This window comes from Nocardia sp. NPDC052112 (genome assembly GCF_040680135.1).
Classification (GTDB): domain Bacteria; phylum Actinomycetota; class Actinomycetes; order Mycobacteriales; family Mycobacteriaceae; genus Nocardia.
Map to the genome: position 1 here is coordinate 37,236 of NZ_JBFAWD010000008.1, position 24,016 is coordinate 61,251.

Here is a 24,016-nt window from a genome sequence, read left to right on the forward strand (position 1 = left end):
CCCTTCGGGGGAAGACGCGATCAGCTCGCACCTAATCAGAGCTGATCCGTGAATCAATCCCCGGCGACTTCCCCCGAAGGGCCCCAAGCACTCCGACATGAGCACCAAGGAGGTGAAACCCCACATGGCAACCGAGTCCGGCACCGACATCCGCACCGACGACATGCACGGGTGGGGATGGCTCGACGACAACACCGCGGTCGAACTACCCGTCATCGGTTCGCGCGCAACACCATCCGATCACCACGGCAACGACGAATGGGACCGGCTGAACGACCAGCCGCCCGCGCACGCCGGCATCCTCGAGCCCGACGCTGAAACCGAACCCGGCCGATCGCGCGGACTCCCGTCAAAGGCATGGACTGCCCTGGGCATGGCGGCGCTCGCCGCCGTGAGCCTGGTCATCGCTGGGAGCTTCGCGGCCAGAGAACGACACCCACAGACCGCGGCACCCACCATGACCGTCGCGCCACCAACCTCCACACCGTCGCCTCGCCCCGCATGCCAGGGCCTGACCGCGCCCGTGGTGACAGCCACCCCTGAAGGTCCCGACCCCATGACACGGGCGATCGCTGGATTCGAATACGCCTACTACCAGGGCAACCCTGAGGCCGCACTGCGGTTCCTCGCACCGGACGCACGGATCCTGCCCGAGGCGTTGGCGGCCGGTATCGCCTCCATCCCGAAAGACACCCGCCACTGCGTCGCGATCACCCCGATCGCGGACACCACCGCGACGGTGCACCTGGTGGAACTACACCCGGACAACCAGCGCATCGACTACCTCCAGGTGATCAACGTCCGCATCACCGATGCCGTGGCGGCCATCGTCAACATCCAGAAGCAGGGCACGTGATGACCACTACAGCCCTCCATTCCCATGTCGGCGCCAACCGCGATCCGCGCAGCCGATTAGATCCGGGTACGATCGACCCGCCACCATCGCACCGGTGTGCTCCTATTCGCTCTGCCCCGCTGCCGGTCACCGGTCCACACCCGCCGTTGTTCGCGGTGCTCGGTGCACACGGCGGAGCCGGCACCTCCACTCTGGCACGGTGGTGGGCACCGGCCGCCGACACCGGACTGGCCTGGCCGGCCTCGAACCGCACAACGCAACGGGTGGTGATCGCGGCTCGACTGTGCATGCCCGGATTGACCGCGGCCGCCGACCGACTACGCGAATGGCACGCAGACCTCGCCCCCGACGGCGTCACCGTCATCGGACTCGTGCTAACCCCAGCGCGTCCCGGCCGGGTGCCCGCCTCGGTACGTCGCTACCGCGGCGTCGTCGCCGAGCTGGTCGAGCACGTCTATTCGATCGGCTGGCACGACGAACTCATCAGCTGCGAGCTGTCAGAGCTGGCCCAGTACCTGCCCTTCAACCCACCACCGCGACGACGAGCCCACATCGCGGCGGCGGTGCCCACCGATGTCCACCGCGCAGGAACCGAGATCCTCACACGCCTCGCCGAGCAACGGAAAACCACTGGGGCACGACCTGATTCGGACAGCGAGTCATGACCACCGCCTACCTGATCAGTGAAGCGATCACCGTGCTCGCCGACCAAATCCCCGTCACACCCAAAGCACCGCCCGGCTCAGAAAAGCTGATCAACATCGTCAACTACCTGTCCTGGCTCGTCATGGTCGCCGGGATCGCCGCACTGATCTACGCGGGCGGCAAGTTCGGGTGGGAACGATTCCACGGCGGAGCGCTGGAATCCCCCAAGATCGTGCTCGGCGCGCTCGTCGGCGGCATCATCGCCACCAGCGCCGGCGGAATCATGCAAGCCGTCGTCACCGGCACAGGGTGAGCGCAATGCGTCAAATTCCTTTTCTTCCAAAGGCTTCCACAGCACTGCCACAACCCCTGCGCCTGCGGTGGGCCTCATGCCCCTAGCGCTCGAACACGGACCGGATTCCGCTCCGCAAACTGCAAGGACTTCACCTGATGACCTTTCCCCAACCGTGCCCGCTGACCATCACCACCACCGACGGCATAGAACTGTCAGCCAGCAGGCTCGGCCGCTCCGACACCCCGGCCACGATCGTCTATGTCCATGGTCTGCTGACCGACGCCAGCTACTGGACGCCCTTGACGCAGCATCTGCACCACCAACTCGGCGGTGCGATCGGCCAGATCACCTACGACCAGCGCGGCCACGGCGGCTCCGGATGGCCGACTCGATCCACAGGAACGACGCTGCGGCACCTGGCCGATGACCTGGATATCGTCTTGGCTCATGCCACCGGTGCGGTGATCCTGGCAGCGCACTCCGCAGGAAGCCTGGTCGCCCACGCCTACGTGAAACACCATCCCGAACGCGCCGCCGCTCTGTCGGGGCTGGTGTTGTTCAACGGCGCCTGCGAGTTTCCCGAATTTCCCTCTCTGCCACGGCATTTCCTGAAAATTCCGGCACGACTGCGGCGACTGCGCCATGGACGGTTCGACCGCATCGCCGCCGCCGGGTATGTGCTGCTGGAACGCCGGTTCCGAAGTCTGAGCAAGGGGCTGGGGTCCAAGGCGCTACTGATCGCCGGTCAGCGCCACGGTGATCCGAGGGTGTTAGCCGACTTGCTGCACAGCTACGGTGAGCACTTTCTCGAGCCAGCGACGGCGGTCGCGATGCGTTCGATCCCCTCGTTCGTCCTGTCCGCCGAGCGTGACCGGGTGGTACCGCCCACACAGTCGATGCGGCTTGCCGATGCGATCTGGGCAGACTACGAAATCGTTCCCGGCGCAGGACATTCCCTGCCCCACACCGACCCGCAGACCGCGGGCACGGCGATCTTGCAGGCACTGGAAGTCGCCTACCGAGACGAGAACCCCGCGGATTCGGCGCGAGGTGCGCAGCTATGAGCGGCAAACAACTCCCGGCAGAGGTGACGACTCCGCTCACGCAACTGCTGGGGTATCTCGCCTGGATCGTGCTGCTGCTGTGCATCGCGCGTGCCATCTGGCTCGCCGGGCTCCTCGCTATCCGGATCTACCGCGAGGAGTCCACAGAGGGCCTCGTCGGAACCCTGCTGGGCGCAGCCCTGCTCGGATCCGCCAGCGGTCTCGCCGTCGCGATCGTGCCAACCACCTGACCCGATGTGGAGGACAACATGACGACCCCGAACCGAGCAATCGCCACCGCAATGGTGGCTTCGACCGCGGTGTTCGGCATAGCAGCGGTGACAGGTTGCGGTGACGACAGCACCGACACCTCCACGCTGGTCCAGCAGCCGCCGGTCGAGGTACATGGATCCCCGACCAGGCTGGGATGGACGTCGTTCCAAGGCATGCAACTGCCGGTCGCTGACCAAGGACCGAAATCGGTGAACGGCGCGGTCGCACGCGGTTTCGACCACACCCCAGTCGGTGCCGGGCTTGCCGCGATCCACGCGAGCGTGCGCATATCGGTGGCCACCGACATCCAGTGGGCGCTGGTCGCACAGCAGATGCTCGCACCCGGACCCGGCCGCGACGCATGGGCCCTGGCCCGCGCGCAGATCTCGATCACCAGCGCGATCAGCACGGGTGCACCAACAGTGCTGGGTTACCTGATCAGCCGCTACAGCACGCAAGCCGCCGATATCGCGATCTACACACGCCAGGCCGATGCCTCGCTGACCCGCAACACCGTGACCGTGCTGTGGCAGTCCGGGGACTGGCGCCTGCTCCTACTAGCCCAACCAACTGTGCCCACGGTCGCCGCGGTGGATACGACACCAGCGGACATGGTCGCCCTACCAGGGCACTGAGAACGGAAGCGCGCCATGGCATCTGCTCGCCTACTGATCATCTTGCTCGTCGGCATCACCGCCGTCGTAGTCGCAGCGTTCGTGCTGGCCGTCACAGGCACCGACAACACACCCAACCCACAACGACCCAGCGACAACCCGATCGGGCCCACCGCACCCCAGCAAGCCACACCGGGGCCTTCCGGGGTGTCGAGTCCACCGACGATCGACATGTTCGGCAACCGACTCGAGGTCACCGACCGCGACGAAGGCGTTGCACTGGAACAAGACCCGGCAACACGACCCGATCCCGGTCGTCTCGACTACCTGAGCGCGCCACCAGCACGCATGCAATGGCAACGCGGATGGGGCGGTGCAGCCCTACCGTTCTCCGGCAGCGACGGCCCCGCCGAGGTGATCGCTGGCGTGGCCTCCGGATTCGCCGACACACCACAAGGTGCCGCACTGGCCGCCTACGACGCACTCGCCCGAGCATTGGCCGCCCCCGAGGGGGTATGGCAGCAGATCGTCGCCGACCGATACCTCGGTGGCGGGCAGGCTCTGATCGACAGATTCGCGCGCTCCCGCAAGAACACCCCCGACGCAGCCCATTACGTAGTCGTCCCGGAGGGATTCCGCATCCTGCCCGGATACCGACCGGATTTCGCTGTCGTCCAGATCGCCTCCAAAGCCATCGGCGGAGTCGCGTACTCGACATGGCCGATGACCTGGACCGGCGACGACTGGCACGTCCGCGTCCCCGACGACGTCGAAACCCTCTGGGCACCAGCCACTCCTACAACCTCACTTGCTGACTTCGCACCATGGAAGGCCGTGTCATGACCACCGGATCGAACGGCATGGAAGCGCGACCAGCTCTGAGTGATCCATGGCAGGCCCAACTGCAGCTGCCGAGTCTCTGCGATATCCCTAGCGGCCCGGGAGCGGTCTGCCAGTTGGGCAAGGCAGGTTCGCAGGCCGCCGGGGACGCCGCGAAGTCGGCTTTCGACGATGTGATCGACACGCTCATCGACGGTGTGGCGAAGTTCTTGCGGGTCGTGATGACGTGGTGGCTCAACCTGCCGTCCCCGCAGCTGGCGGCCAATACCGGCGAGCCGGGACCGGTACTCGGGTCCATCCGCGACTACACCAGCGGTCTTCAAGTGCTGCTGATGACGGGCGGCATCATGTTTGCCGCGGCCCGGCTGGCGCTGGCAAAACGCGGCGGCGTCGCGGGTGAAGCCCAGGAGTCGTTCCTGGTTTTCGGCAAAGCGGTCTTCGCGAGCATGATGTTCGCCGCCGTCATCACCGCAGGCACACGTGCAGGTGATCAGTTCTCCAAGTGGGTGATCTTCGATGCGACTCGCGGTGACCTGACGAGCGCGGTGTCCAGGTTCGCGGACTTCGACCTGAAGCACAACTCCGGTCTGGGGTCAGGTGCACTGCTCATCCTCGCCATCCTCGGCACCATCAGCATGCTCGTACAACTGGTAATGCTGGTTGTTCGGCAGGCGCTGCTGATCCTCGTGGTCGCGGCGATCCCGATCGCCGCCGCTGCGGCGGGCACCGGTCCGGGCTCGCAGGCCTACAAGAAGATGTTGACCTGGGCGTTGGCATTCGTGCTGTGGAAACCCGTGGGCGCGTTGGTGTATGCGATCGCCTTCACCGCAGCTGGAACGAAAGATGGTGGGCAACAGCAGGATTCGCAACTGGTTTTGCTCGGTTTGCTTCTGTTGCTGATGGTGCCGATCGTGCTGCCCGCGCTGATGCGACTGATCGCGCCGGCTGTGGCGACGCTCGGTGGTGGGGGAGGTGCTGCTGCGGCGTTGGCTGGTGCCGGGCTGGGGGCGGCGATGTCCTCGGCTGGACGAAGTCGCGGCGAAGCTCGCCCGGTCAGCGAGCGCGAATCCTCGCCCGGTGGCGGCGGATCCCCGTCAGCACCCGATGAGGGCGGTGGCGGTGGACGTCCCATGCCGGACGGCGGTGGCGGGGGCGTGGCTGGTGGCGGCGCTCGGGCCGGTGATGGAGGTGGCGGCGGCGCTGCGGGATCAGGTGGTGCCAGCGCGCCCGCGGAGACATCCGGCGCGAAAGCACCCGGTGGCGGCTCAGAAGCTGCGAGCAGCGGTGGTGCGGCGGGCGCCGGTGTTGCGGGCGCTGCCGTCATGGTCGCAAAGGCCGGGGCTGGTGTTGCGCGCCAGGGTGTTTCGGCGGTTGATGCCACCGCCACTGATGCCGCTGATGGTGGTTTCGATCTGGACGCGCCGGTGTCGGGGGAGGTTCGGCGATGACGACGCGCATGTACGGCAGGTGGGAGAAGCCACGGTCAGCAGGGTTTTTCGGGCTTACCTGGGGTGCGTCGATGTTCGGGCTCGGATTGGCCATCACCGTGATGGTGGGATTCATGCTCACCCGCTCCCTGACAGCGGCCGGGGTACTGGTCGGCGGCGGGGCGCTGGTGTTCATCCCGCTGGTCGTGAGCCGCGACGGCCGCACCGGGTGGGAACTGATCGTGCTGCGGGCCCAGTTCACGCTGGCACGAGCCCGCGGTGAGCTGGTGTATCGGGCCGGGCGTTTCTCTCGGATCCCGGGGACGGCGAGATTGCCTGGGCTGCTGGCTGATTCGCGACTGTCAGAGTACGAGACCGCGGGCGGGAAGCGGTTCGCGATGATCCACATCCGCCGCACCGACCACTACACAGTCGTGCTGCGGGTGATCCCGCGCGGCAAAGAACTGGTCGACCAATCCCAGATCGATGCCTGGGTCGAGGGCTACGGGCGGTTCCTGGCCACCCAAAGCCGTGGCGGGGAAGTCGTCGCGGTGACCGCGGTCTTGGAGAACGTGGTAGAGACCCGGCTGCGGCAGCGCCGCGAGGTCGCTCGGCTAGTGCGTTCGGACGCACCGGAGTTCGCGAAAGCGGTGATGCGCGAGGCCGCTGCCGATATCGGCGGGGTCGGTGTGCGCATCGAGGCCCGTATCGCGGTGACCTACCGGGCGATCGGAAAAGGCCGGATCCGCCGCGATGACGCCGAACAGGCCCGCGAGATCGGGCAGCGCCTGCAAGGAGTCCTGTCGCATCTAGCGCGGGCCGGGTTGCCCGCGACCCCGCTGCAGGCGTGGGAAGTGATCGGGCTGGTCCGCACCCGCTATGACCTGGCAGCGCAACGTGACGTCGAATCCGCGGGCTCGACAATCACGACCACCCAATCGTGGGACACCGCAGGCCCGCTCGCGCACGCGGATCAGTGGGATCACTACCTGCATGACGGTGGCCGGTCGATCACCTGGGAGATGGACGCCGCACCGCGCGGTGCGGTCCTGGAATCCGGGTTGGAAGAGTTGCTACGCCCCCGCGCGGATGTGCCGCGCAAACGCGTCGCGATCGTGTACCGGCTTCACTCGGCTGCGGAGGCCACCAAACTGGTCGACTCGGATTTCCGTGACGCGCTCGCTGCGGAGCAAACCGAACGCGGAATGGCTTCGGCATCGGCGTCGTTGCGGGTCGGCAATACCAACGCCGCCCGCCAGGAACAAGCCCGTGGCGCGGGATTGACCAGATTCGGTGTGTTGATCACGGTCAGTGACCATCTCGACGCGGACCTACCCGGTATCGAAGCATCGGTACAGGGCATGTCGGATGCGTCGCGGCTGGGAGTGCGCCGCTGCTATGGCTCGCAGGCGAGCACCTTCGCGGCGAGCTTGGGGATCGGGTTGATCCTGCCTGAGCACACATCCATCTCCAAGCGGGTCTCGGCATGAGCACCAGCGGCACGACCAACAAGAACAACCAGACCTCTGATCGGCGCCGCACGACTGTCAGTGTCGCGGGAATCCGGGTTCTTACACCGGCATCACGCGCGCAGGTGGAAGCGGATGCGGCGTTGCCCGGGTCGCGTGGGCGTCGTGCCAGGTTGGCGATGTCGGCAGATGATCACCGCCGGGTGAACGCGGCTCGCCGCGTCGAGGATCTCGACCGCGACGGTGGTTTCCAACGATCGCTGGCCCGGCTGAGCGACCGCGGCTATGCCGGCCTCGGGGGTGGGCGTGCCGCGGTGGTCCCGTCGATGCCGGAGTGGCGGTCGACCACCGTGCAGGTCGCCGGATTGTGGCCGTTCGCGATCGGCGCCAGCGCCCCCATCGTCGGCACGCCGGTCGGCAGCCACTACATCACCGGTGCCCCTGTGCATTTCGATGTGATGTCGTGGTTCCTGCGGGGATATATCACCGCGCCGATCGCTTTTGTGTTGGCGCTCAATGGTTTCGGCAAATCCAGTTTGATCCGGCGGATGGTGACCGGCGCGGTCGCAGCCGGGGAGACCGTGCTGTGCATGGGCGATACCAAGCCGGACTACCGCGACCTCGTCGAACACCTGGGTGGGCAGGTCATCGACGTCGGCTACGGGCACGGCCACCTCAACCCCCTCGATATCGGCGCCCTCGGAGAGATCATCGACCGCCTGCCCGATCCGGACCAGCGCCGCCAGGTCGCCGCCCGGGTCGAAGCCGGACAGGTCAATATCGTCGCCGGGCTGATCGAACTCGTACGCGGCAGCCGCGTCGCGGACTACGAAGAAACCCTCATCGCAGCAGCGCTCCGCGAACTCTACAGTCCCGCAGGCGGATTCACCCCGAACGCGCCGCCGGTGTTGTCGGACCTGCTGGCAGTCATCTCCGGTGGCGGGGAACAACTGCGCCAGTTCGCCGAAGAAGACGACGACAAGAGTTATCGGGCCAGCACCAAAACACTGCGCCGCTCTCTGCGGGCACTGGTCGAAGGCCCGTTCGGGGCCATCTTCGATGGCCACACCAGCACACCCCTGAACCTGGACAGTCCCGCGATCTGTGTCGATGTCTCCCGTATCCCCGAAGGCGACACCAAACTCCTCGCGGCGGTGCTGATGGTGTGCTGGTCCCAAGGTTTCGGTGCCGTCGCCGCCGCACACGCCCTCGCCGATGCCGGACTGGCCCGCAAACGCACCTACGAAGTCGTGATGGACGAAATCTGGCGCGTTCTCGGCGTCGGTGAGTTCATGGTCGACCGCGTCGACGCCCTCACCCGACTCAACCGTGTCTTGGGCACCGGGCTGATCATGTGCAGCCACACCATCAAAGACCTCGCCGCCTTCGATTCGGTTGCCGCAGTATCCAAAGCACTCGGCTTCTTCGAACGAGCCCGCGCGAAAATCATCGGCCCCGTCGGGCCGGAGGAGATCAACCGCATCCGCGCCGCGATCGGGATCACCGAAACCGAGAAACTACTGGTCACCTCCTGGGCAGCGCCACGCCCACCCAGCGACGACAACACCGACACCCGCGAAACCCCACCAGGCACCGGATGCTTCCTACTCAAAACCGGAGAATCCGGCGAACCCGGAATCCCGTTCCGGCTCACCTTCACACGAACCGAACGTGAATCCGACATCCACAACACCAACCGTCGATTCCAGGACATCGGAACCACCCAGGAGGCGGGCAGGTGAACGGTAATGGATTCTCCGAAAACCATTGCAGCAGCGGCATTGTCGCTGCCGATCGCCCTGATCTTGATGCTGCTGATCTTCGTGGGAGCCGACCCGGCGACCTCGTGTGCGACGACATTGGCACCCAGCTCCGCAGGTGGGGAAAGCGGAATGGGAAAGGCCAGCGTGGCTGGGCTCAACGAAGCCCAGCTGAAACTGGCTCGCAACGGTGTCGCGATCGGCGAACAGCGGCAGATGCCCGAATCGGTGATCGTGGCCGAGCTGGCCGCGCAGGCTACCGAGTCGACATTCCGGAACCTCGCGAATTCCTCGGTGCCGGAATCACTGTCCTACAACAACGACGGCGTCGGCCACGACCACGACTCAGTCGGCCCGCACCAGATGCGGGTCAGCGTCTGGGGGACAGTCGGCATCGCCCGATTGATGGACCCGACCTATCAAATCAACTGGTTCTACGACCAAGCCACCAAAACCGCTGGCGCCCAACAGATGCCGCCAGCCCAGCTCGCGCAAGCCATCGAACAATCCGCCCCCGCCTCCTACACCGGGCAACTCGACCTCGCCAAGAAGTTGTATGCGATGTTCGCCGACATCGACCCCGCCTCCATTCCCGCCCCGCGGGCAGGGCAACAACCGATGGGCTGCGGCGGCAACAGTTCCGGTGCACCACTGACCCCAACGGGTCCGTTCGGGCAAGCCGTCATCGACGCCGCCCAACGCTGGATCGGCACCCCGTACGTGTGGGGCGGCGGGGACACCAATGGCCCGACCGGCGGCGGATTCGACTGCAGCGGTTTGACCCTGTACGCGATCTACCAGGCCTCGGGTGGACAGCTGCGACTGCCGCACTACACCCAAGCCCAGCAAGACCACCCATTGGCGCAGATGGTGCCCTTCGACAGGAAACAACCTGGGGACCTGATCTTCTTCACCGAACCCGGCCCTGCCGATTCCCACCATGTCGGCATCTATGCCGCCCGCAACGAACAAGGTCAAGACCTGCTGCTGCACAGCCCGCAGACCGGGCAAAACGTCACCCTCACCCCGCTGAGCGCATGGCAGGGCGAACGCATGGACGTGCGCCGCTACGAACCCACCCACCACGCCGACGCGGTCTCGGTGAACGACGACGCGGGACAACGCCATGGATGACGAGGAAGACCAGCCTCCATGCCGCACAGCGGCTCTGCGCAGCGATTCGCGGTCGCGATGGGGCTGCATGACAACGAAGGAAGAGACGGGAGTAGTCCGATGACCACGCCACAGCCGCCCGCTGGTGAGAGCGCCGCGGGTCTCGAAGAGCAATCCCTTCAGCGTAGAGAAGGTGTGTCGATGAGCTGGCCTGCCGATTTCGTGGTGCTGCAGCCGGACGGCGCGGCCATCTACGGCTCGCGTGAGCGCGATCAGGGGTTGCAGGCGGCGATCCGCGCGCATGTGCCCGACCTGGCCACCCAGGGCATGGGACGGGTGCGGGCCTGGTTCGCCGACGACTTCACCAGCGCGGCCCTGCATCCGAACCCGTTAGCCGACCAGGTGCCCGCGCGGTTGGGCTATGACCACCCGAGCGGCTGGTACGGCCCGGTCGCGGTAACCATGGAAGAAGACGTTGCGGGCCACATTGCGCCGCTGGCCTCGGAGGTCCGCGAGACGGTGAACGACGTGCTCGCAGCGGCGAGCGAGACTGAAACCCGTACCGCAACATCGATCGCAGGCATCGTCGACGCCGCGCTGATCACCGATCCGGACGTGGAACCAGAAGCTGACATCGGCACTGCCTCAACAGAATCCGCGCAACCGTCCATCGAGGCACCCGATACAGGAGCGGATCGGTGACCCCGGCCGCGGATCGGACCCGACAACCCACCGGATACGGCGAACTCGCCGACGGCTCGGCGCGCCGGGACGCGAAAGCTACAGCCGCCCGGAGATCGATCGGAGGGCGCCCACGGGCAGTCGATGCGCATTCACACCCGAGAGCGCAACACATCGACAGTGCACTCGACACAGGGTGTCTGCCAGCTGATTCGGGTCCGCGACTATGACTGGCCCGGTATCGGATGGCGGCGCGGCTGACGCGGTGCAGCTGGGAATGCTGAAGGTGATCCAGAACGTCACCGCCGATCTGGCTCAGCTCGCCGACGGGCCCAGCGGTGGTGAGCTCAAAATGTGGCGCAACAACTTACGCGGGCTGTCGGTCGCATCACAGCTGGTCGAGGACCAAGCTCGTGCGCTCGGGGTGCCCGATACCTGGATCGCTGTCGCCAAGAACGCCGGGAATACGGGAACACGCTGGACTGGCGGTGAGTCGCTGCCTCCCGCAGCCGCGGTGGATCGCGAGCAGTTACTGGCGCACCTGCGCGAGCAGGTCGCGCTGCTCTACGACATGACCGCCACCCACACGGTATGCGTGGACCGCTTCGGCGCTGTGCCTGGTGATCTCGCCGACCGATTCCGCGCGCACCTGCGGTTGCAGTGGGCCAGGGTCGCGATGGTCGCCATCGCCCTCGACGTGACCGAGACCGAGGTCGCGGGCTGGTGGTTCACCAGCAGCGACGCTTGGGGATCGGTGCTGGCTTCAACCCGCGAACAGGCCGTATCGCAACTGCTCAAACGGTGGAGAACCCACACGAAGACGACCGCGGTGAGCGACGCCCGCGTGCGAGTAGAAGCCCTGAATATGGCGGGGATCAGCGTCAGCGACGCCGCCACACACCAACTTCCACCGCGCCCCGGTGAGCTGATCACAGCCGCCGAAACAGCGTGGCGCAGTAGCGGCGGGACCAGCGCCACGGGCATCGCCTCCGATCAGGGAACAGATGGCGACACCGCGATCAGCGACGCCGTTGACACTGCGCTCGGAGGCAGTACGAACCGCTCCTGGCAGGGCGAGGACCTCGGCACCGACACCACACACGACGCAGCGGAGCAGGCGTCGTCCACTGCGGACCCCGACTTATGACCGCTCGGGGTGAAAACCACTGCACCGCAATCGAACCCAATATCAACGAACCAACAAGAAAGACAGTCACCAATGACAGTCACACCCACTGTGACCCCCGCTGACGCACACGCACTCACCCTTTCGCAGTTGGTGGTGCGGGTCTTGGCGCGTGAGCTGCGCGGCTGCACCAGCTACCGGCAGCTGGACCATGTCGCTACCGAACACCGATTGAACAGCCCGGAACTTTTCGCTGAATTCACCGCCGCGCTGCGAACCGAAGCGGGGATCGACTACACGTGGCTGCGCGAGAACGAACTGGCACGCGAGCAAGCCCACGCCAGGCTCGCCGAACGCGGGACACGCGGACCACTCTTATTGTTGTGGTCGGCCGCCACGACCGAGCAGTTCACGCTGTGTCGCGCTGACGGGCGAGTGATCTGGCGGCATCGCTTCGACGAACTCACCCCGCCCACGGTGATCGAATCCGAAGCCGACGCCGTGAAAGCAGCTGCACGCCAGGCGATCTGGCTGGCCGGGCAAGCCCGCCACGACTGGGGCGCCCCGGTCGCGAGACTGCACCTGATCTTGTCCTCCAGCCGTAGTGATCTGCTCGAGAGCCTGCGTCAGGCGGCGTTCATCGCCGGACTCGTGCTGGACCTGATCACCGACCCCGACCACAACCCCGCCCATGAACAGTGCACCGGCACCAGCCCTGTGGACTGGCGTCACATCGATCTGGGCACCCTGATCCGGCACCGGATCCCGACATGAGCGGCATCCGACCCCGCGCGCTGGTCGTGACAGCGGCAACGAGCACCGTCCTGGGTGCCGGATGCGCCCACGAACCGGCCATCGGCAACGAGACAGCTTGTACCGCAACCGCATTCGCCGCGCCATACACCACGGTGGATCCGTGTTCGGGCGAGGCCGTGCTCAGAGCCGCCATCGCGGCGGTCTTCACTTATCGGCCCGAGACCCAGGCCGATCAACGCGTCGCGTTCCAGCTCGCGAAACCGTTACTGGAACCGGAGTTCGCCGCCGCGGGTGAATCGGCGGCGACGGTGCTCACGCCGATCACCGCGGCGCGCTGGCAGCAATGGCGCACACAGCACGTGGGCATGACGGCCACCGCGCGAATCACCGGCGATGACCATCCGCCCGATACCGCGACCTCGATGAGTCGTGTCCTCGCGGTCGATCTGCATCCGGGTGACGCCAGCCCCGCGATGGGGTTCGCGGTCTATGCGCACGCCACCCGGTCGGGCCTGTCGAGTCCGTGGCTGGTCTCGGCGTTGGAGGTGAGCGGATGAGTGGGGATCCGGTTGAAGAGGGCGGTCAAGCGGTTCGGCAGGGGTTCATCCAGGCGTTCCAGACCGGAGCGATGGTCGGCAACTTCTTGCAACGCCGCGGCGGCGAGTCCCGCTCTGTGGCAGAGCATCTGCAACGGATGGAGGATGCCGGAGCTCGTGAGTTGCGCGACCGGCAACTGCACTGGGCGAAGATACAGGGCTACGCCGATCGCCACACACAGGGACAGCGGCTGTTCGAACTCGACGAACAAGCCAAGCTCGACGAGGCGACCCGCAAAGAGGTTGTGCACCAACGTCAACTGGACGGATACAACGACCGCGCCCGGTGGGGTGAAGCCCTGAACAACGCCGAAATCGAGGTCAAAAGTGAGCAGATCCGACGGGGCAACGCGGATCTGAAACGTCGCGACGACGAGAGTGCGGCCGAGCAGCAGCGCAAAAACGAGATCCACCAGCTGCAGAAAGACGGGTACCGGGACCGGTCGAAATACGCGAAAGACTTGTACAACCTGGACGTCGAGTACAAGAAGCTGCTGATCGACATCCGCCGCCGCGCCGCTGGCTTCAGCGAAACATTGTCCGCCGACAACGCAGACACGGCGGCAGCGATGCACGCGGCGGCTGGGTTTGCCGCCACCCATCACACCTCGGGTCTGTCCGAGGAGCACAGCGCGCATGCCGCCGCCTACGGCGAGCGGTTCACCGACGACACCGGCCTGGATTCCCACGCCTACATGGATGTCGACGCCGTCGACGTGGACCCGAACCCCGCGGCTCCGGGAGTGTCGATGGTCCCCTACGGCACCAGCCCGGATGATGACCTGCCCTACATCGACGTCGAGACAGTCGAGGTCGACGAGATCGAGGTCCAGACCCGCACCCGGAATCCGGAACCATTGTTGGACGCGGTCGCCGGGCTGACCGAGGAACTGACCCTCGGTGTGCACGCCGAACACCTCCTCGACGATGTGGTCGACCCCGGCCCGGGCGTCGTTGCCGATACCGGGGACGGCATCGGCACCGCGATCGAGGACGCCGGACTGACCGGCGAGGTCGGTATCGGAATCGAGGCCGACCTCGGACCGGCGCCGACTGGCCAGGTGCTCGGTGTGGACGTGGGGATCCAACGATGAGCTCCGCGAGGACGAGGGCTGGGCGCTGCGTCGACGGCGGTTGGTGGTCATGATGGTCGAATCGGCATCGGCGCTACCGCCAGTCCAGCAGGCGTTGCTGACCGCGATTCAGAACATGAGCGTCGATATCCGCAACGCCGCTGATCGGGGCCGATTCGGTTGGGACCGCCTGGATCTGGACATCGTCCAGGGATGGCAGCACCAACTGCAACATCTCAACGAGGCCCGCGAGATCATCACCGGTGAGGCCATCGCCGTCGGAGTGCCCCCGCGCCTGATCGAGCACGTCCGCCAGCGCGGCACCAACGGCATCCGGTGGCACCCCGATCAGACGATGCCCACCACCGAGGCCGTCGACCGCGCACAGCTGCTGGCCGGATTAGCCACCCAGGTCGGCCGCCTGCAGGAGATGGCCGCGGTCCACGCCGCCTACACCCGCCGCTACAGCGACGTTCCCGGTGAACCACAGACATGGTTTCAGCTGAGCATGAAAGCGCTGCGCGAGCACATCGGCGCGCTCGCCCACGCCCTGGACCTCTCCGCGGCCGAACGGAAACAATTGTGGCCCGACGCCGCCAGCATCGCAGCAGCCACCACGCGAGCGCACGCCCTCGATGACGAGGCGTTGACCGAGCAATGGCGCAGCCGGGCGAGCCTGTCGAATCTGATCGCCGAATCCCTGCCGATCGATGTCCTGCAAGGAGCGGGCATCACCAGTACCGACACCGCAGCGGCCGGGCAACTGCCACCAGCCCCACAACAGCTGATCGCGCTCGCTGAGACCGTAGTCGACGCCACGACCACCAGTACCGCTGATACCGAGCCCACCCCCGATACGGGCAGTGTGCGGGCAGGAGATGGGGCGCTGATCCACACGGCGATCGAGCAGGCGGGCCTGAACAGCGACACCCACACCACACCGCTGGACGAGGCGACCGATCCGCCATCGCACCCACTGCCGCTGACCACCAACCATGGCATCGACCCATGAACGCCATCGCATTCATGAACAGCGATCGTGCAAACCTGCTCGACCTACCCCGCAGCCACTGCCCGAGTAGGTGGTCGTAGTGACTGATCCACTGTGGTCGAATTCAGATGCGGGCCTCGCCATTCCGGCGGTTCGGGTGCAGATGCTGCGCGCGATCCAGAACTTCACCGTGGAGATCGGCAACGCCGAGAACCGCGCCCGTCGCGCGAATCAAGAGGATGCGGACCTCACCGCGGCGTGGCGGCGGCAGTTGTGGCATCTCAACCGGTCCCGGCAGCTGATGCGCGAACAGGCCACGGCGATCGGGATCGCCCAACACGCGATCGATCACGTCCAAGCCCGCGGCACCAACGGGCTGCGATGGCGCGGCGACCAGATGATCCCCGACGCCGTCGCTGCAGACCGCGCGGGACTGCTGGCTCGGTTGGGGACGCAGGTGCAGCAGCTGGAAGATATGGTCGCCGTCCGCGCCGCCCATAACCACCGATTCGGTGCCGCCGACCCGGACCAGCAGTCGTTTTTCGACGCGCGAATGATCGTGCTACGCAACCACATCGGCGCGGTAGCCCACGCCCTCGAGGTCACTACCAGCGAACGCGAGCAGCTGTGGTCGACCGATGACACGAGTCTGCGCCAAACCCTGCAGACGCGGATGCACGGCTATGACAACGACACCTTGACCGCACGATGGCTCGAATACGCCTCACTGCCGCAGCTGCTATCCGCTGAACTGCGGTTGGAAGCGCTGACCAGCTCAGGGATATCCCTATCCCACGCGCACGCGGCCGGGCACATGCCACCGTCACCACACCACCTGATCGCCGTAGCCGCACCCGCGCGCAACATCGCCACGACCGACGTCAGCACCCTCACCGATCCGGACTCGAACCGCAGCGCCGGCGTCGCGATCGGTCAGGCCATCGGCGCGACAGGAATCGACACCGACACCGACGCGACCAGCGACGCCACCGACGTGGATGTAGGTGCCTTGGGCGAACGGCCCCAAGCCGGTCTTCCAATTCCCCCGCACCAGCCCCCGTCGCAGGTGAACACCGAGCGCGGCATCGAACCCTAACCGATAGGAGCCACATATGAACACGGGAAATACAGTGCAGCACATCCTGACTCGACGATCAGGGAGACGGCTGTGACAGGACCGTCACGACCGTGGGAGTCGCTGCCGCCATTGAAAACTCGACTGCTCGAGCAGGTACAAGATCTGTCGTACCACCATCAGCGGGTCCTGCATCACGGCTACCCCGACTACAACCTCACCCCCGGCAGCGACGACACACGAGTCCATGTTTGGCAGGCCCACCTGCGGGAACTGGACGCCGAACGCGACCAAGCCGTCATCCGCGCCCGCGCCAACGCAATTCCCGAACCGATGATCGAGCAGGCCCGCGCCCTCGGTGATCGCGGAATCCGCTGGAACGCCCGCCAACCACCACCGCCGGTACCTGCGCGCGGAACCGACGTGGCGCGCGAGGCGATGCTCGACAGTGTCGCGGACGATGTCTGGGCCCTCGAACACACCGCCGCGATCCTTGCCGCGCACCGGCAACGCCGCATCACGGCTGGGATTGTTTCCGAATCCGAGCCGGTCGCGGCGAGCCAGATGCACGCCAACATGTCCGCGTTGTGGGTGCGTGCCGCCGACACCGCCGTCGCTGCGGACCTCACCGATACCGAATGCGCCCAGCTGTGGGGCCGCGACGCACAGGCCTGGCGAACTCTGGTGGAGGCAACGGTCAATCGCTACAGCGACACCGAGTTGGAACAACACTGGCGCACCCGAGCGTGGCCGGGTATCGAGTACGACGCCCGAACCCACATGCACCCCCTCGACAGCGGAGCGGGCCGTGCCGTCATCCCCGGTGAGCTACCACCGGCACCACAGCTCATGATCGACCACGCCCAACAGGCACTCGCTATCACCTCCGGCGATGACACCCACACCGAAGGACAGGTCAGCGAGAAGGCGATCGCGGCAGCACGGCTGGACGAATTGACCCGCAGCTGGGGAGCTGAACCGCTCGGCGAACCGGGCACCACCATCTCGGGTTCGACACACGATCTGGACCGGGACCTGTGATGGCACCGGTGGGCATCGAATTGGTCTTGGGGGCAGGGGGTTTCGATCGTGACCGATCCTGACCTGACAGCACACCAGCGGGAACTCGCCCGGTGGCAGACCGAGTTGTTGCGACGAATCCAGCATCTGGAAGGTGAGCACACCCGGATCTCGCGGCTGGGGTTCGACGGCTACGACGGGCCCGACCCGCACCTGGAATGGACCACCCACCTGCAAGCGCTGAGCGCCGAACGGGAAGCCCTCGAACAGCAAGCGCTGCAAGCCGGGGTCAGCCCCGACTGGATCGCCGATGTGCGCGAGCTCGGATCCCGGACCGCGAAGTCGCCGCAGCAGGTGGAGTTGCCGAGCGTATCGAGTGAGGTTCGAGGGTTCTGGTTCGACATGATGGCCCCGGATCTGTGGAGTCTGGAGCGGATGGCGTATCTGGCCGCCGCCTATCAGGACCGCGTCGTCACCGGCCGGGCAACGTTCGAGATATCGCCCACCCAGGCACGGCATTTCGAGCGCAATATGCGTGTGCATCACCAGCGGGCGACCGCGTTCGCACACATGGCGCAGGTGAGCGCGGCAGAGGGTGAGCAGTTGTGGGGAATCGGGCGAGCGGGATGGCTGAAACTTCACAACTCTTATGTCAGCGCCCAGGACGAAGCCGGGCTCCACAACGAACTACGCGGCTACATGACCGCGGACCCGGGATTGCCGGTGCCGCCGTATGTCTCCGTCGACGACGACGGTCAACCGATCCCGCAAGCCGACAGTGTGCCACCGGACCCGGAGCAGATGATCGCCGATGCCTACGCCGCGATCCGCACACAGTTCGTCGAGGACGCCCTCGCTCCCGACACTGCGATGACCGCCGCGATCGAGCAGGCACTGCCACCCGGTCAGGTCGGGCAGTGGAACAGCGAAACAACCCCCACGACCGAAGTGCCACCACACGCCCATAGGGCGGCCGGTCCCGAACCGTAACCATCGACACCACAACAGCTTTCGCGCCCTCGACCGTAGGTGCCGGTCGCGGCGCATCCAGCGACAGCAGGCGAAACATCCGGGTCTTCCGCGCTGACCGTAGGTGCCGGTCAAAGGGAAGACAGCCACACAATCCGCCGGGGACATCAGAAATCAGCCGCGCGAGACGCTTCGGCGTCGCGGCCCACTTCGACGAGGTCGAGGACGATGTCCGACAACACATTCCAGGACAATCCCGAAACACCCACCACCACGGCCAGTTCACTCCCGAACCCGGGCGCCGCAGCGGGTCAATCCCCGCCCACCGGTTCCACCCCAACGGCGCTGGACACATCCCCCGCGCAGGTGGAAAAGCTGGCCCTGGAACTGTTCCATTCCCCCGAGAGAATCGGCCGGACCTACACCGAGCCGGGCCGGTCTTCGGCCGCTGACGATCAGGCCGATGCACTCTACACGCGGCGGTTGCGCGAGGTGCAAAACCTCGCCGCGGCAACAACTCTGCTCGCCGACGCCGCAGTGCCGGGTGAGCACGGTGACGGTGTGCCAGCCCAGCTGGATGCCCTGACCGTGGCGTTGGGACAGGCCCGTCGCGACGCGCTGGCCGACGGTGTCGGCGAGGACGACGTCATCGCGGCCGAACTACTGGGCACCGAGGGCATCCCATGGGCGCAGCACCCCTCACACCGCTGGCTGGGCAGGATCGAACGCCTCGATGCCCAAGCCCAAGGGTTCGCTCGACAAGCATTCGAATACCGGCAGCAGGCCATGGCGCTTCGCATGCACATCACCGGCCAAGACACCAAGATCCTCGGACTCGAATACCAGGTCAGTACCAGTCAGGTCAAACTCCGAGGGTTGCTGGGGGACAACACTATCCCCGACCTCATGCCCGACCCGGCTGACGGCAGAGTTGCAGCTCGCGACGACATCGAACGCCACGCCCTGGACTCCGGCGGCGAGATCGGTGAGGCCATCGACGCGACATCGCCGGACCTCGGCGGTGGGCGATGGGCACCGGAAACGGGATCACTGCGCGAGGATCCCCCGGCGACGCCTGGGTGGGAGCGGGGGCTATGACGTGGTTGGAACAGCCGCGTGGCTACCTGGACCCGCTGTACTACGCCGACGCGGCCTCCGATACTGAGCAGCGTCTACGGGCCGACATCGCCAAGCACTACGCGCTGCGCGAGATCGCCCCCTATGGCGAAACACCCGCCGATGTCGCGCGGTTCCAGAACTCTGCCGTCGAGCTCGCCGCACCGTGGGTCCACCACGACATGCCGCAGTGGCGCACCCTCTGGGGGCAGATCGACGCCGCGATCAAGGAATGGGAAGCCGATCCCGAGGCGACGCGACGATATTTCGACAGCATCGCACGCTCCCGGCAAGCCGGGGATCGCAGTGTCGATGAGCTGGCCTGGCGCACCCTGCGCCAGGCCCGCGAAATCACCGGCCACACCGACGGCATCGCCTACGGCTCCAGCCAAGATCAGGCGAGCTGGCGAGCTCCCGGACCGCAGTTACGTCTCATCACCAACACGACCGAGCCCCAAGCCCAATCGACAACAGACACTCAGGCGGCCTCGGTGCAACCGACCGGTCCCGTGTTGAGCGCGGTGGATCGCGCGTTGGGAGCCAGGCCGGGCGCGCAGCTGTTGAGCATGGACGAGGTCGAGGCCGTCATCGACGGTATCGACCTCGCCCTGGATTGGGAGGAGGAACTCGGCGATCGCGACGGCACCTCACAGCTGGCACGCCAGGCAGCGCTGTTGCGTGAAGTGCAGGACGTCACGGCCGAACACTCGCGCGTGGCGGACGGACTCGGCGAACCGATTCAGGACCCACACGCTCTCGTCGAGCACATGGAGTCGTTGCTGGCACAGGTGCGGCGCGCCCGCACTGAGGCGCTCGCTGGTGGGGTCGAGCACTCCGATATCGACCTCGCTTACCGGGCGGGCCTGGACGGCACGTACTGGAACGAGCGTCCGGCCCACCCTCATCTGGGGCGCATCGCGCAGCTCACCACCGAACGCGACGACGCCCGCGCCGAAACCGCCACCCTGCGCGGCATCGTGGCGGATCTGCGCAACCAACTCGCCCGCCACGCAGCCGCGCCCACCGCTACCGAAACCGCAGCCGCACCAACACTCTCGACGCCCGCAACCGTGAATCCCATCGGCGCCGACGACAGCGGCGACGCCATCGGCACGGCCGTCGACGTCGCCATGCCCGACGGCGCGGACAGCACCTGGGATACCGCCATCGAACCCACCGAACCGGTCCCCGCGAGCCTCCGGACCGAGGTCGTTGAGGAGGTCCATCGGTGAAATTGGTTGTTCTGCAAAACAATCCGACATCATTTGCGCACGTGAAGGCGAGGTGTCTTCGATCATGATTTCCACACGAGAGTCTCGCCGCCGCAGCGTGGGTGGCCTGGGACCGGAAGCCAGCGCGCTACTGCTGTTTTTGGCCGTCGTGGTGCTCGCGCTGCTGGCGTGGGCGGCGTTGAGTGCGGGTAGTTGGTGGGCCGGGCTGCCGGTGACCCGGCACCCGGTGGTGGCGTTGGTGCAAGTGGCCATCGGCCAGCACCGGTGGCCTTGGCAATCCACCGTCGTGGCGGTGGGGTTCGCGGTGCCGGTCGGAGTGCTGGTTCGGATGGTGTGGCGGTCGGTGGGTTCGCGTCCGCGCATCGATGCCGCCGCGCGCACCATGCACCGTCCCAGGGAGATCACCATGGCCACCCAAGCCGACAACGCTGCCGCCGCCATGCGGCTCCTGCGTGACGCGCCACCGGAAATCCAAGCGCTGAAGGGCCCGCCGCTCGGTCGAACTGTGCAGGGCGGGATCGAGTTGTATGTGCCCGCGGAGATGGGCGTGGTGATCGCCGCTGGCCAGCGCACCGGCAAAACGATGGTGTGGGCGGTGCCCGCGGTACTCGCGGGGTGGGGGCCGGTGCTGGCGACCTCTAACAAACCCGACGTGTATCGCCACACCGTCGGTGGGCGCGAAGAACAGCACAGCCGGATCTGGTTGTGTGATCTGCAGGCGGTCACCGGGACGGTCCAATGCAGTTTCTGGGTGGATCTGCTGGCGCAGGTGGGCACATTGCCCGCCGCCCGCAAGCTAGGTGGGTTCTTCATCGCCGACTCGAATTCCGAAAATGCCCGCGTGGATGCCTATTTCGACGGCGGCGCGCGAGAGCTGCTGGCGCTGTACGTTTTTGCGGCAGCATGCGCGGGTGGGGATCTGATACACGCCGCGGAATGGCTCGGCCGCGATCAGGACCAGACCCCGGCGCTGATCCTGCGCCACTACCAGCACCCGCGCGCCGCCGAACGGATCCTGGAAGCCCAAAGCCTCTACGCCCGACAGCGTGACGGTCTGTTCGATATGGCGCGCCGGTATCTCAATGTCCTGACCCACGAAGGCTATGCGCGGATGGTGACCCCACCACGGCGGCGCACCGTCAAAGCCCACGAAGGCCCCAACAACAACGTTGTCCTGGACATCAGCGACGGTGCGCAAGTGCATGACCTGCCGCAGTTCCGGCCCTGCGAATTCGTCACCAGCAACGACACCCTCTACGCGCTGTCGATGGCCGGACACGACAGTGCGACCCCGCTGACCGCGGCGCTGATCGGACAGATCCTCGAAGCCGCACTAACCACCGCGCGGGCCAGAGCTGATGGGCGCCTCGCAATTCCGCTGCTGGCGGTGCTGGACGAAGCCGCCAACTGCGCACGCATCGCGGAACTGCCGGAATACTACACCTACTGCGCGGGCTGCGGCATCATCTTGATGACGATCCTGCAAGTCCTCGAACAGGGCGAAGCCCTGTGGGGCGCGAACGGTCTGAAGATCATGCGCGCCCAAGCCATCGAGGTCTACGGCGGCGGTATCGCCGCCCTGGACTATCTCGAGCACTGGTCACGTATGACCGGCCCGCACGACGTGGCTGAGCGTTCCCGCAGCTATGGTCCCGGCGGGGTGACCCGGTCGTTGACCTGGCGGTCCGAACCGATCCTGGATGTCGCCCAGCTCGGGGCGCTACCCAAAGACCGTGCCGTCATCCGGTTACCGAACCACGGCCCGATGCTGGTGAAAAAGGTTCCCTGGTACCACAACCCAGACCTCGCGCCCCAGATCCAGCGATCGCTGGACCGGTTCAAGGACCCCACTGCCGAGACCATCACCCCACCGACGACCGGTACTACCGACCCCACCGCGGGCAGCACGCCATGAACAGCCCGGCACCAACCCCACCTGCGGCAGGGAGCGGGAAACCGAACCGCCCACCCCAACCACCGGCGTACCGGCACTTCACCGAATTCGCCGACAAATGGTTACTACCGATGATCAACGTCCGCCTCGCCGAAGCGAACCGAGAAGGCACCTACACCTGGTGCCGTCAATGGTGGCGCCACCGCCCCGTCGCGGTCCGAATCGCCCACCTGCACAACGCCTTCGAAGCCTCGCGGCGCAGCAAGGCCGGCAGCGCGATCAGCACCTATGTCCTCAACCACGTCGACACGCATTTCAACCTCATCCTCGGCGCCGCGAACGGACCTCTATACCGGTGCACTCGTGCCGAACACAACACCGTGCCCTCGCTATCGGGCGACCCGGTGCCCGCGAACTGGTTCGGCACCAAACCACCCCTCACCCCGGAAGCGGGCCCCGGAAGCGAAGCGAAACCGCAACCGCTGTTCGCCCATTACAGCGACTTCGTGACCGACTGGCTGCTGCCGGTCACCGCTGTCCGCATCACCGCGAACAACCGTGAAGGCCACTACACGTGGTGTCGGCAATGGTGGCGCCACCACGAGGTGGTACTCCGCTTCGCTGCGATCCACTCCGTCTTCGAAGCCGCGCGCCGCGCCGAGGACAAGACCGCGATGTCGAGCCTGTTCGTCAGCCACATCGATCGACATATGCGCCGAATTCTCGACGCCGCACAAGGACCGCTACACCTGTGCAGCCCACACCGACACATCGAACTGGCCGGACTCCCCAACACCGCGATCGCACCGGCCTGGTTCGGCATCGACGGTACGACAACCCCGATCGACCACCTCGGATGGGGACCCGACTTCCGGGCCCTGGCACCCGCCTCACCGCCATGACCAAGCCGACTCACGCACAGACAGGGGTCCTCAGAACCTATTCCGCGGCGAGTCTGCCACCGCATGACGATGTGGTCGCCGCGACCACCGACGCGCCACCTGACATGACGCCTTACGGCTGGGAGTGCGATATCGACACGCTCGGCAGTGAGACCGCCGCGCCTGAAGCACAGCGGGACGCCGGACCTGATCCGTAGCGGCGAGGGAACCGATTCCTGTTGGCCGACATCCATATTCCATGTGAGGACCC

General features: G+C 66.2%; 25 protein-coding genes. All 25 read left to right on the forward strand.

The features are described 5' to 3' along the window. The first annotated feature begins 124 nt into the window (after positions 1-124). The 25 genes from AB0L58_RS17440 (at position 125) to AB0L58_RS17560 (ending at position 23,963) form a co-directional block, all read left to right on the forward strand. Positions 125-856, forward strand: coding sequence for a hypothetical protein (locus AB0L58_RS17440; protein WP_364387682.1), 732 nt, complete (start codon positions 125-127; stop codon positions 854-856). Next, positions 856-1,521 carry a hypothetical protein gene (locus tag AB0L58_RS17445; RefSeq protein ID WP_364387684.1) on the forward strand — a complete coding sequence of 222 codons (666 nt, stop codon included), beginning with the start codon at positions 856-858 and terminating at the stop codon, positions 1,519-1,521. Before AB0L58_RS17440 ends, AB0L58_RS17445 begins: the two co-directional genes overlap by 1 nt. Next, a complete protein-coding gene (locus AB0L58_RS17450) occupies positions 1,518-1,814 on the forward strand; it encodes a hypothetical protein (RefSeq protein WP_364387686.1) in 297 nt (98 codons plus the stop codon). Before AB0L58_RS17445 ends, AB0L58_RS17450 begins: the two co-directional genes overlap by 4 nt. Positions 1,815-1,951: 137 nt before the next feature. Beyond that, positions 1,952-2,860, forward strand: coding sequence for an alpha/beta hydrolase (locus AB0L58_RS17455; protein WP_364387688.1), 909 nt, complete (start codon positions 1,952-1,954; stop codon positions 2,858-2,860). Next, the gene (locus tag AB0L58_RS17460) at positions 2,857-3,090 is read left to right on the forward strand and encodes a hypothetical protein (protein ID WP_364387690.1); all 234 of its coding nucleotides are present in this window, start codon (positions 2,857-2,859) and stop codon (positions 3,088-3,090) included. Before AB0L58_RS17455 ends, AB0L58_RS17460 begins: the two co-directional genes overlap by 4 nt. An 18-nt stretch (positions 3,091-3,108) precedes the next feature. After that, positions 3,109-3,747, forward strand: coding sequence for a hypothetical protein (locus tag AB0L58_RS17465; RefSeq protein ID WP_364387692.1), 639 nt, complete (start codon positions 3,109-3,111; stop codon positions 3,745-3,747). A 15-nt stretch (positions 3,748-3,762) separates the two neighbouring features. Further along, the gene (locus AB0L58_RS17470) at positions 3,763-4,569 is read left to right on the forward strand and encodes a hypothetical protein (protein ID WP_364387694.1); all 807 of its coding nucleotides are present in this window, start codon (positions 3,763-3,765) and stop codon (positions 4,567-4,569) included. Further along, positions 4,566-6,014 (forward strand): hypothetical protein, encoded by a 1,449-nt coding sequence (locus AB0L58_RS17475; RefSeq protein ID WP_364387696.1) that lies wholly within the window; start codon positions 4,566-4,568, stop codon positions 6,012-6,014. Before AB0L58_RS17470 ends, AB0L58_RS17475 begins: the two co-directional genes overlap by 4 nt. After that, the gene (locus AB0L58_RS17480) at positions 6,011-7,483 is read left to right on the forward strand and encodes an SCO6880 family protein (RefSeq protein ID WP_364387698.1); all 1,473 of its coding nucleotides are present in this window, start codon (positions 6,011-6,013) and stop codon (positions 7,481-7,483) included. The genes AB0L58_RS17475 and AB0L58_RS17480 overlap by 4 nt, the downstream gene beginning before the upstream one ends. Positions 7,484-7,641: 158 nt before the next feature. Beyond that, positions 7,642-9,204 (forward strand): hypothetical protein, encoded by a 1,563-nt coding sequence (locus AB0L58_RS17485; RefSeq protein WP_364387700.1) that lies wholly within the window; start codon positions 7,642-7,644, stop codon positions 9,202-9,204. A 6-nt stretch (positions 9,205-9,210) separates the two neighbouring features. Then, positions 9,211-10,356: a C40 family peptidase gene (locus AB0L58_RS17490; RefSeq protein WP_364387702.1), complete on the forward strand. Its 1,146-nt coding sequence runs from the start codon at positions 9,211-9,213 to the stop codon at positions 10,354-10,356. 180 nt (positions 10,357-10,536) lie between these two features. After that, a complete protein-coding gene (locus AB0L58_RS17495; RefSeq protein ID WP_364387704.1) occupies positions 10,537-11,037 on the forward strand; it encodes a hypothetical protein in 501 nt (166 codons plus the stop codon). A gap of 205 nt (positions 11,038-11,242) precedes the next feature. Further along, positions 11,243-12,163: a hypothetical protein gene (locus tag AB0L58_RS17500; RefSeq protein ID WP_364387706.1), complete on the forward strand. Its 921-nt coding sequence runs from the start codon at positions 11,243-11,245 to the stop codon at positions 12,161-12,163. A gap of 90 nt (positions 12,164-12,253) precedes the next feature. Further along, the gene (locus AB0L58_RS17505; protein ID WP_364387708.1) at positions 12,254-12,916 is read left to right on the forward strand and encodes a hypothetical protein; all 663 of its coding nucleotides are present in this window, start codon (positions 12,254-12,256) and stop codon (positions 12,914-12,916) included. Next, complete coding sequence (locus tag AB0L58_RS17510) at positions 12,913-13,455, forward strand: hypothetical protein (protein WP_364387710.1); 543 nt, start codon at positions 12,913-12,915, stop codon at positions 13,453-13,455. The genes AB0L58_RS17505 and AB0L58_RS17510 overlap by 4 nt, the downstream gene beginning before the upstream one ends. Continuing rightward, positions 13,452-14,588 (forward strand): hypothetical protein, encoded by a 1,137-nt coding sequence (locus AB0L58_RS17515; RefSeq protein ID WP_364387712.1) that lies wholly within the window; start codon positions 13,452-13,454, stop codon positions 14,586-14,588. Before AB0L58_RS17510 ends, AB0L58_RS17515 begins: the two co-directional genes overlap by 4 nt. Next, positions 14,563-15,579, forward strand: coding sequence for a hypothetical protein (locus AB0L58_RS17520; protein WP_364387714.1), 1,017 nt, complete (start codon positions 14,563-14,565; stop codon positions 15,577-15,579). The genes AB0L58_RS17515 and AB0L58_RS17520 overlap by 26 nt, the downstream gene beginning before the upstream one ends. A gap of 79 nt (positions 15,580-15,658) precedes the next feature. Further along, positions 15,659-16,654 (forward strand): hypothetical protein, encoded by a 996-nt coding sequence (locus AB0L58_RS17525; RefSeq protein ID WP_364387716.1) that lies wholly within the window; start codon positions 15,659-15,661, stop codon positions 16,652-16,654. 72 nt (positions 16,655-16,726) lie between these two features. Next, on the forward strand, positions 16,727-17,674 hold the full coding sequence (locus AB0L58_RS17530) for a hypothetical protein (protein ID WP_364387718.1): 948 nt from the start codon (positions 16,727-16,729) through the stop codon (positions 17,672-17,674). Positions 17,675-17,722: 48 nt separating this feature from the next. After that, complete coding sequence (locus AB0L58_RS17535; protein WP_364387720.1) at positions 17,723-18,643, forward strand: hypothetical protein; 921 nt, start codon at positions 17,723-17,725, stop codon at positions 18,641-18,643. Positions 18,644-18,850: 207 nt separating this feature from the next. Next, positions 18,851-19,720 (forward strand): hypothetical protein, encoded by an 870-nt coding sequence (locus AB0L58_RS17540; protein ID WP_364387722.1) that lies wholly within the window; start codon positions 18,851-18,853, stop codon positions 19,718-19,720. After that, positions 19,717-20,970 carry a hypothetical protein gene (locus AB0L58_RS17545; RefSeq protein ID WP_364387724.1) on the forward strand — a complete coding sequence of 418 codons (1,254 nt, stop codon included), beginning with the start codon at positions 19,717-19,719 and terminating at the stop codon, positions 20,968-20,970. The genes AB0L58_RS17540 and AB0L58_RS17545 overlap by 4 nt, the downstream gene beginning before the upstream one ends. Positions 20,971-21,034: 64 nt before the next feature. Further along, entirely contained in the window at positions 21,035-22,885 is a 1,851-nt protein-coding gene (locus AB0L58_RS17550; RefSeq protein WP_364387726.1) for a TraM recognition domain-containing protein, read from the forward strand. Further along, positions 22,882-23,766, forward strand: coding sequence for a DUF4913 domain-containing protein (locus AB0L58_RS17555; RefSeq protein WP_364387728.1), 885 nt, complete (start codon positions 22,882-22,884; stop codon positions 23,764-23,766). Before AB0L58_RS17550 ends, AB0L58_RS17555 begins: the two co-directional genes overlap by 4 nt. Then, positions 23,763-23,963: a hypothetical protein gene (locus AB0L58_RS17560; protein ID WP_364387730.1), complete on the forward strand. Its 201-nt coding sequence runs from the start codon at positions 23,763-23,765 to the stop codon at positions 23,961-23,963. The genes AB0L58_RS17555 and AB0L58_RS17560 overlap by 4 nt, the downstream gene beginning before the upstream one ends. Positions 23,964-24,016 lie beyond the last annotated feature (53 nt).

Excerpts from the sequence above, each read along its gene's own strand:
- AB0L58_RS17440 (WP_364387682.1), top strand. The coding sequence starts at position 125 with ATGGCAACCGAGTCCGGCACCGACATCCGCACCGACGACATGCACGGG.
- AB0L58_RS17445 (WP_364387684.1), top strand. The coding sequence starts at position 856 with ATGACCACTACAGCCCTCCATTCCCATGTCGGCGCCAACCGCGATCCG.
- AB0L58_RS17450 (WP_364387686.1), top strand. The coding sequence starts at position 1,518 with ATGACCACCGCCTACCTGATCAGTGAAGCGATCACCGTGCTCGCCGAC.
- AB0L58_RS17455 (WP_364387688.1), top strand. The coding sequence starts at position 1,952 with ATGACCTTTCCCCAACCGTGCCCGCTGACCATCACCACCACCGACGGC.
- AB0L58_RS17460 (WP_364387690.1), top strand. The coding sequence starts at position 2,857 with ATGAGCGGCAAACAACTCCCGGCAGAGGTGACGACTCCGCTCACGCAA.
- AB0L58_RS17465 (WP_364387692.1), top strand. The coding sequence starts at position 3,109 with ATGACGACCCCGAACCGAGCAATCGCCACCGCAATGGTGGCTTCGACC.
- AB0L58_RS17470 (WP_364387694.1), top strand. The coding sequence starts at position 3,763 with ATGGCATCTGCTCGCCTACTGATCATCTTGCTCGTCGGCATCACCGCC.
- AB0L58_RS17475 (WP_364387696.1), top strand. The coding sequence starts at position 4,566 with ATGACCACCGGATCGAACGGCATGGAAGCGCGACCAGCTCTGAGTGAT.
- AB0L58_RS17480 (WP_364387698.1), top strand. The coding sequence starts at position 6,011 with ATGACGACGCGCATGTACGGCAGGTGGGAGAAGCCACGGTCAGCAGGG.
- AB0L58_RS17485 (WP_364387700.1), top strand. The coding sequence starts at position 7,642 with ATGTCGGCAGATGATCACCGCCGGGTGAACGCGGCTCGCCGCGTCGAG.
- AB0L58_RS17490 (WP_364387702.1), top strand. The coding sequence starts at position 9,211 with ATGGATTCTCCGAAAACCATTGCAGCAGCGGCATTGTCGCTGCCGATC.
- AB0L58_RS17495 (WP_364387704.1), top strand. The coding sequence starts at position 10,537 with ATGAGCTGGCCTGCCGATTTCGTGGTGCTGCAGCCGGACGGCGCGGCC.
- AB0L58_RS17500 (WP_364387706.1), top strand. The coding sequence starts at position 11,243 with ATGACTGGCCCGGTATCGGATGGCGGCGCGGCTGACGCGGTGCAGCTG.
- AB0L58_RS17510 (WP_364387710.1), top strand. The coding sequence starts at position 12,913 with ATGAGCGGCATCCGACCCCGCGCGCTGGTCGTGACAGCGGCAACGAGC.
- AB0L58_RS17515 (WP_364387712.1), top strand. The coding sequence starts at position 13,452 with ATGAGTGGGGATCCGGTTGAAGAGGGCGGTCAAGCGGTTCGGCAGGGG.
- AB0L58_RS17540 (WP_364387722.1), top strand. The coding sequence starts at position 18,851 with ATGTCCGACAACACATTCCAGGACAATCCCGAAACACCCACCACCACG.
- AB0L58_RS17545 (WP_364387724.1), top strand. The coding sequence starts at position 19,717 with ATGACGTGGTTGGAACAGCCGCGTGGCTACCTGGACCCGCTGTACTAC.
- AB0L58_RS17550 (WP_364387726.1), top strand. The coding sequence starts at position 21,035 with ATGATTTCCACACGAGAGTCTCGCCGCCGCAGCGTGGGTGGCCTGGGA.
- AB0L58_RS17555 (WP_364387728.1), top strand. The coding sequence starts at position 22,882 with ATGAACAGCCCGGCACCAACCCCACCTGCGGCAGGGAGCGGGAAACCG.
- AB0L58_RS17560 (WP_364387730.1), top strand. The coding sequence starts at position 23,763 with ATGACCAAGCCGACTCACGCACAGACAGGGGTCCTCAGAACCTATTCC.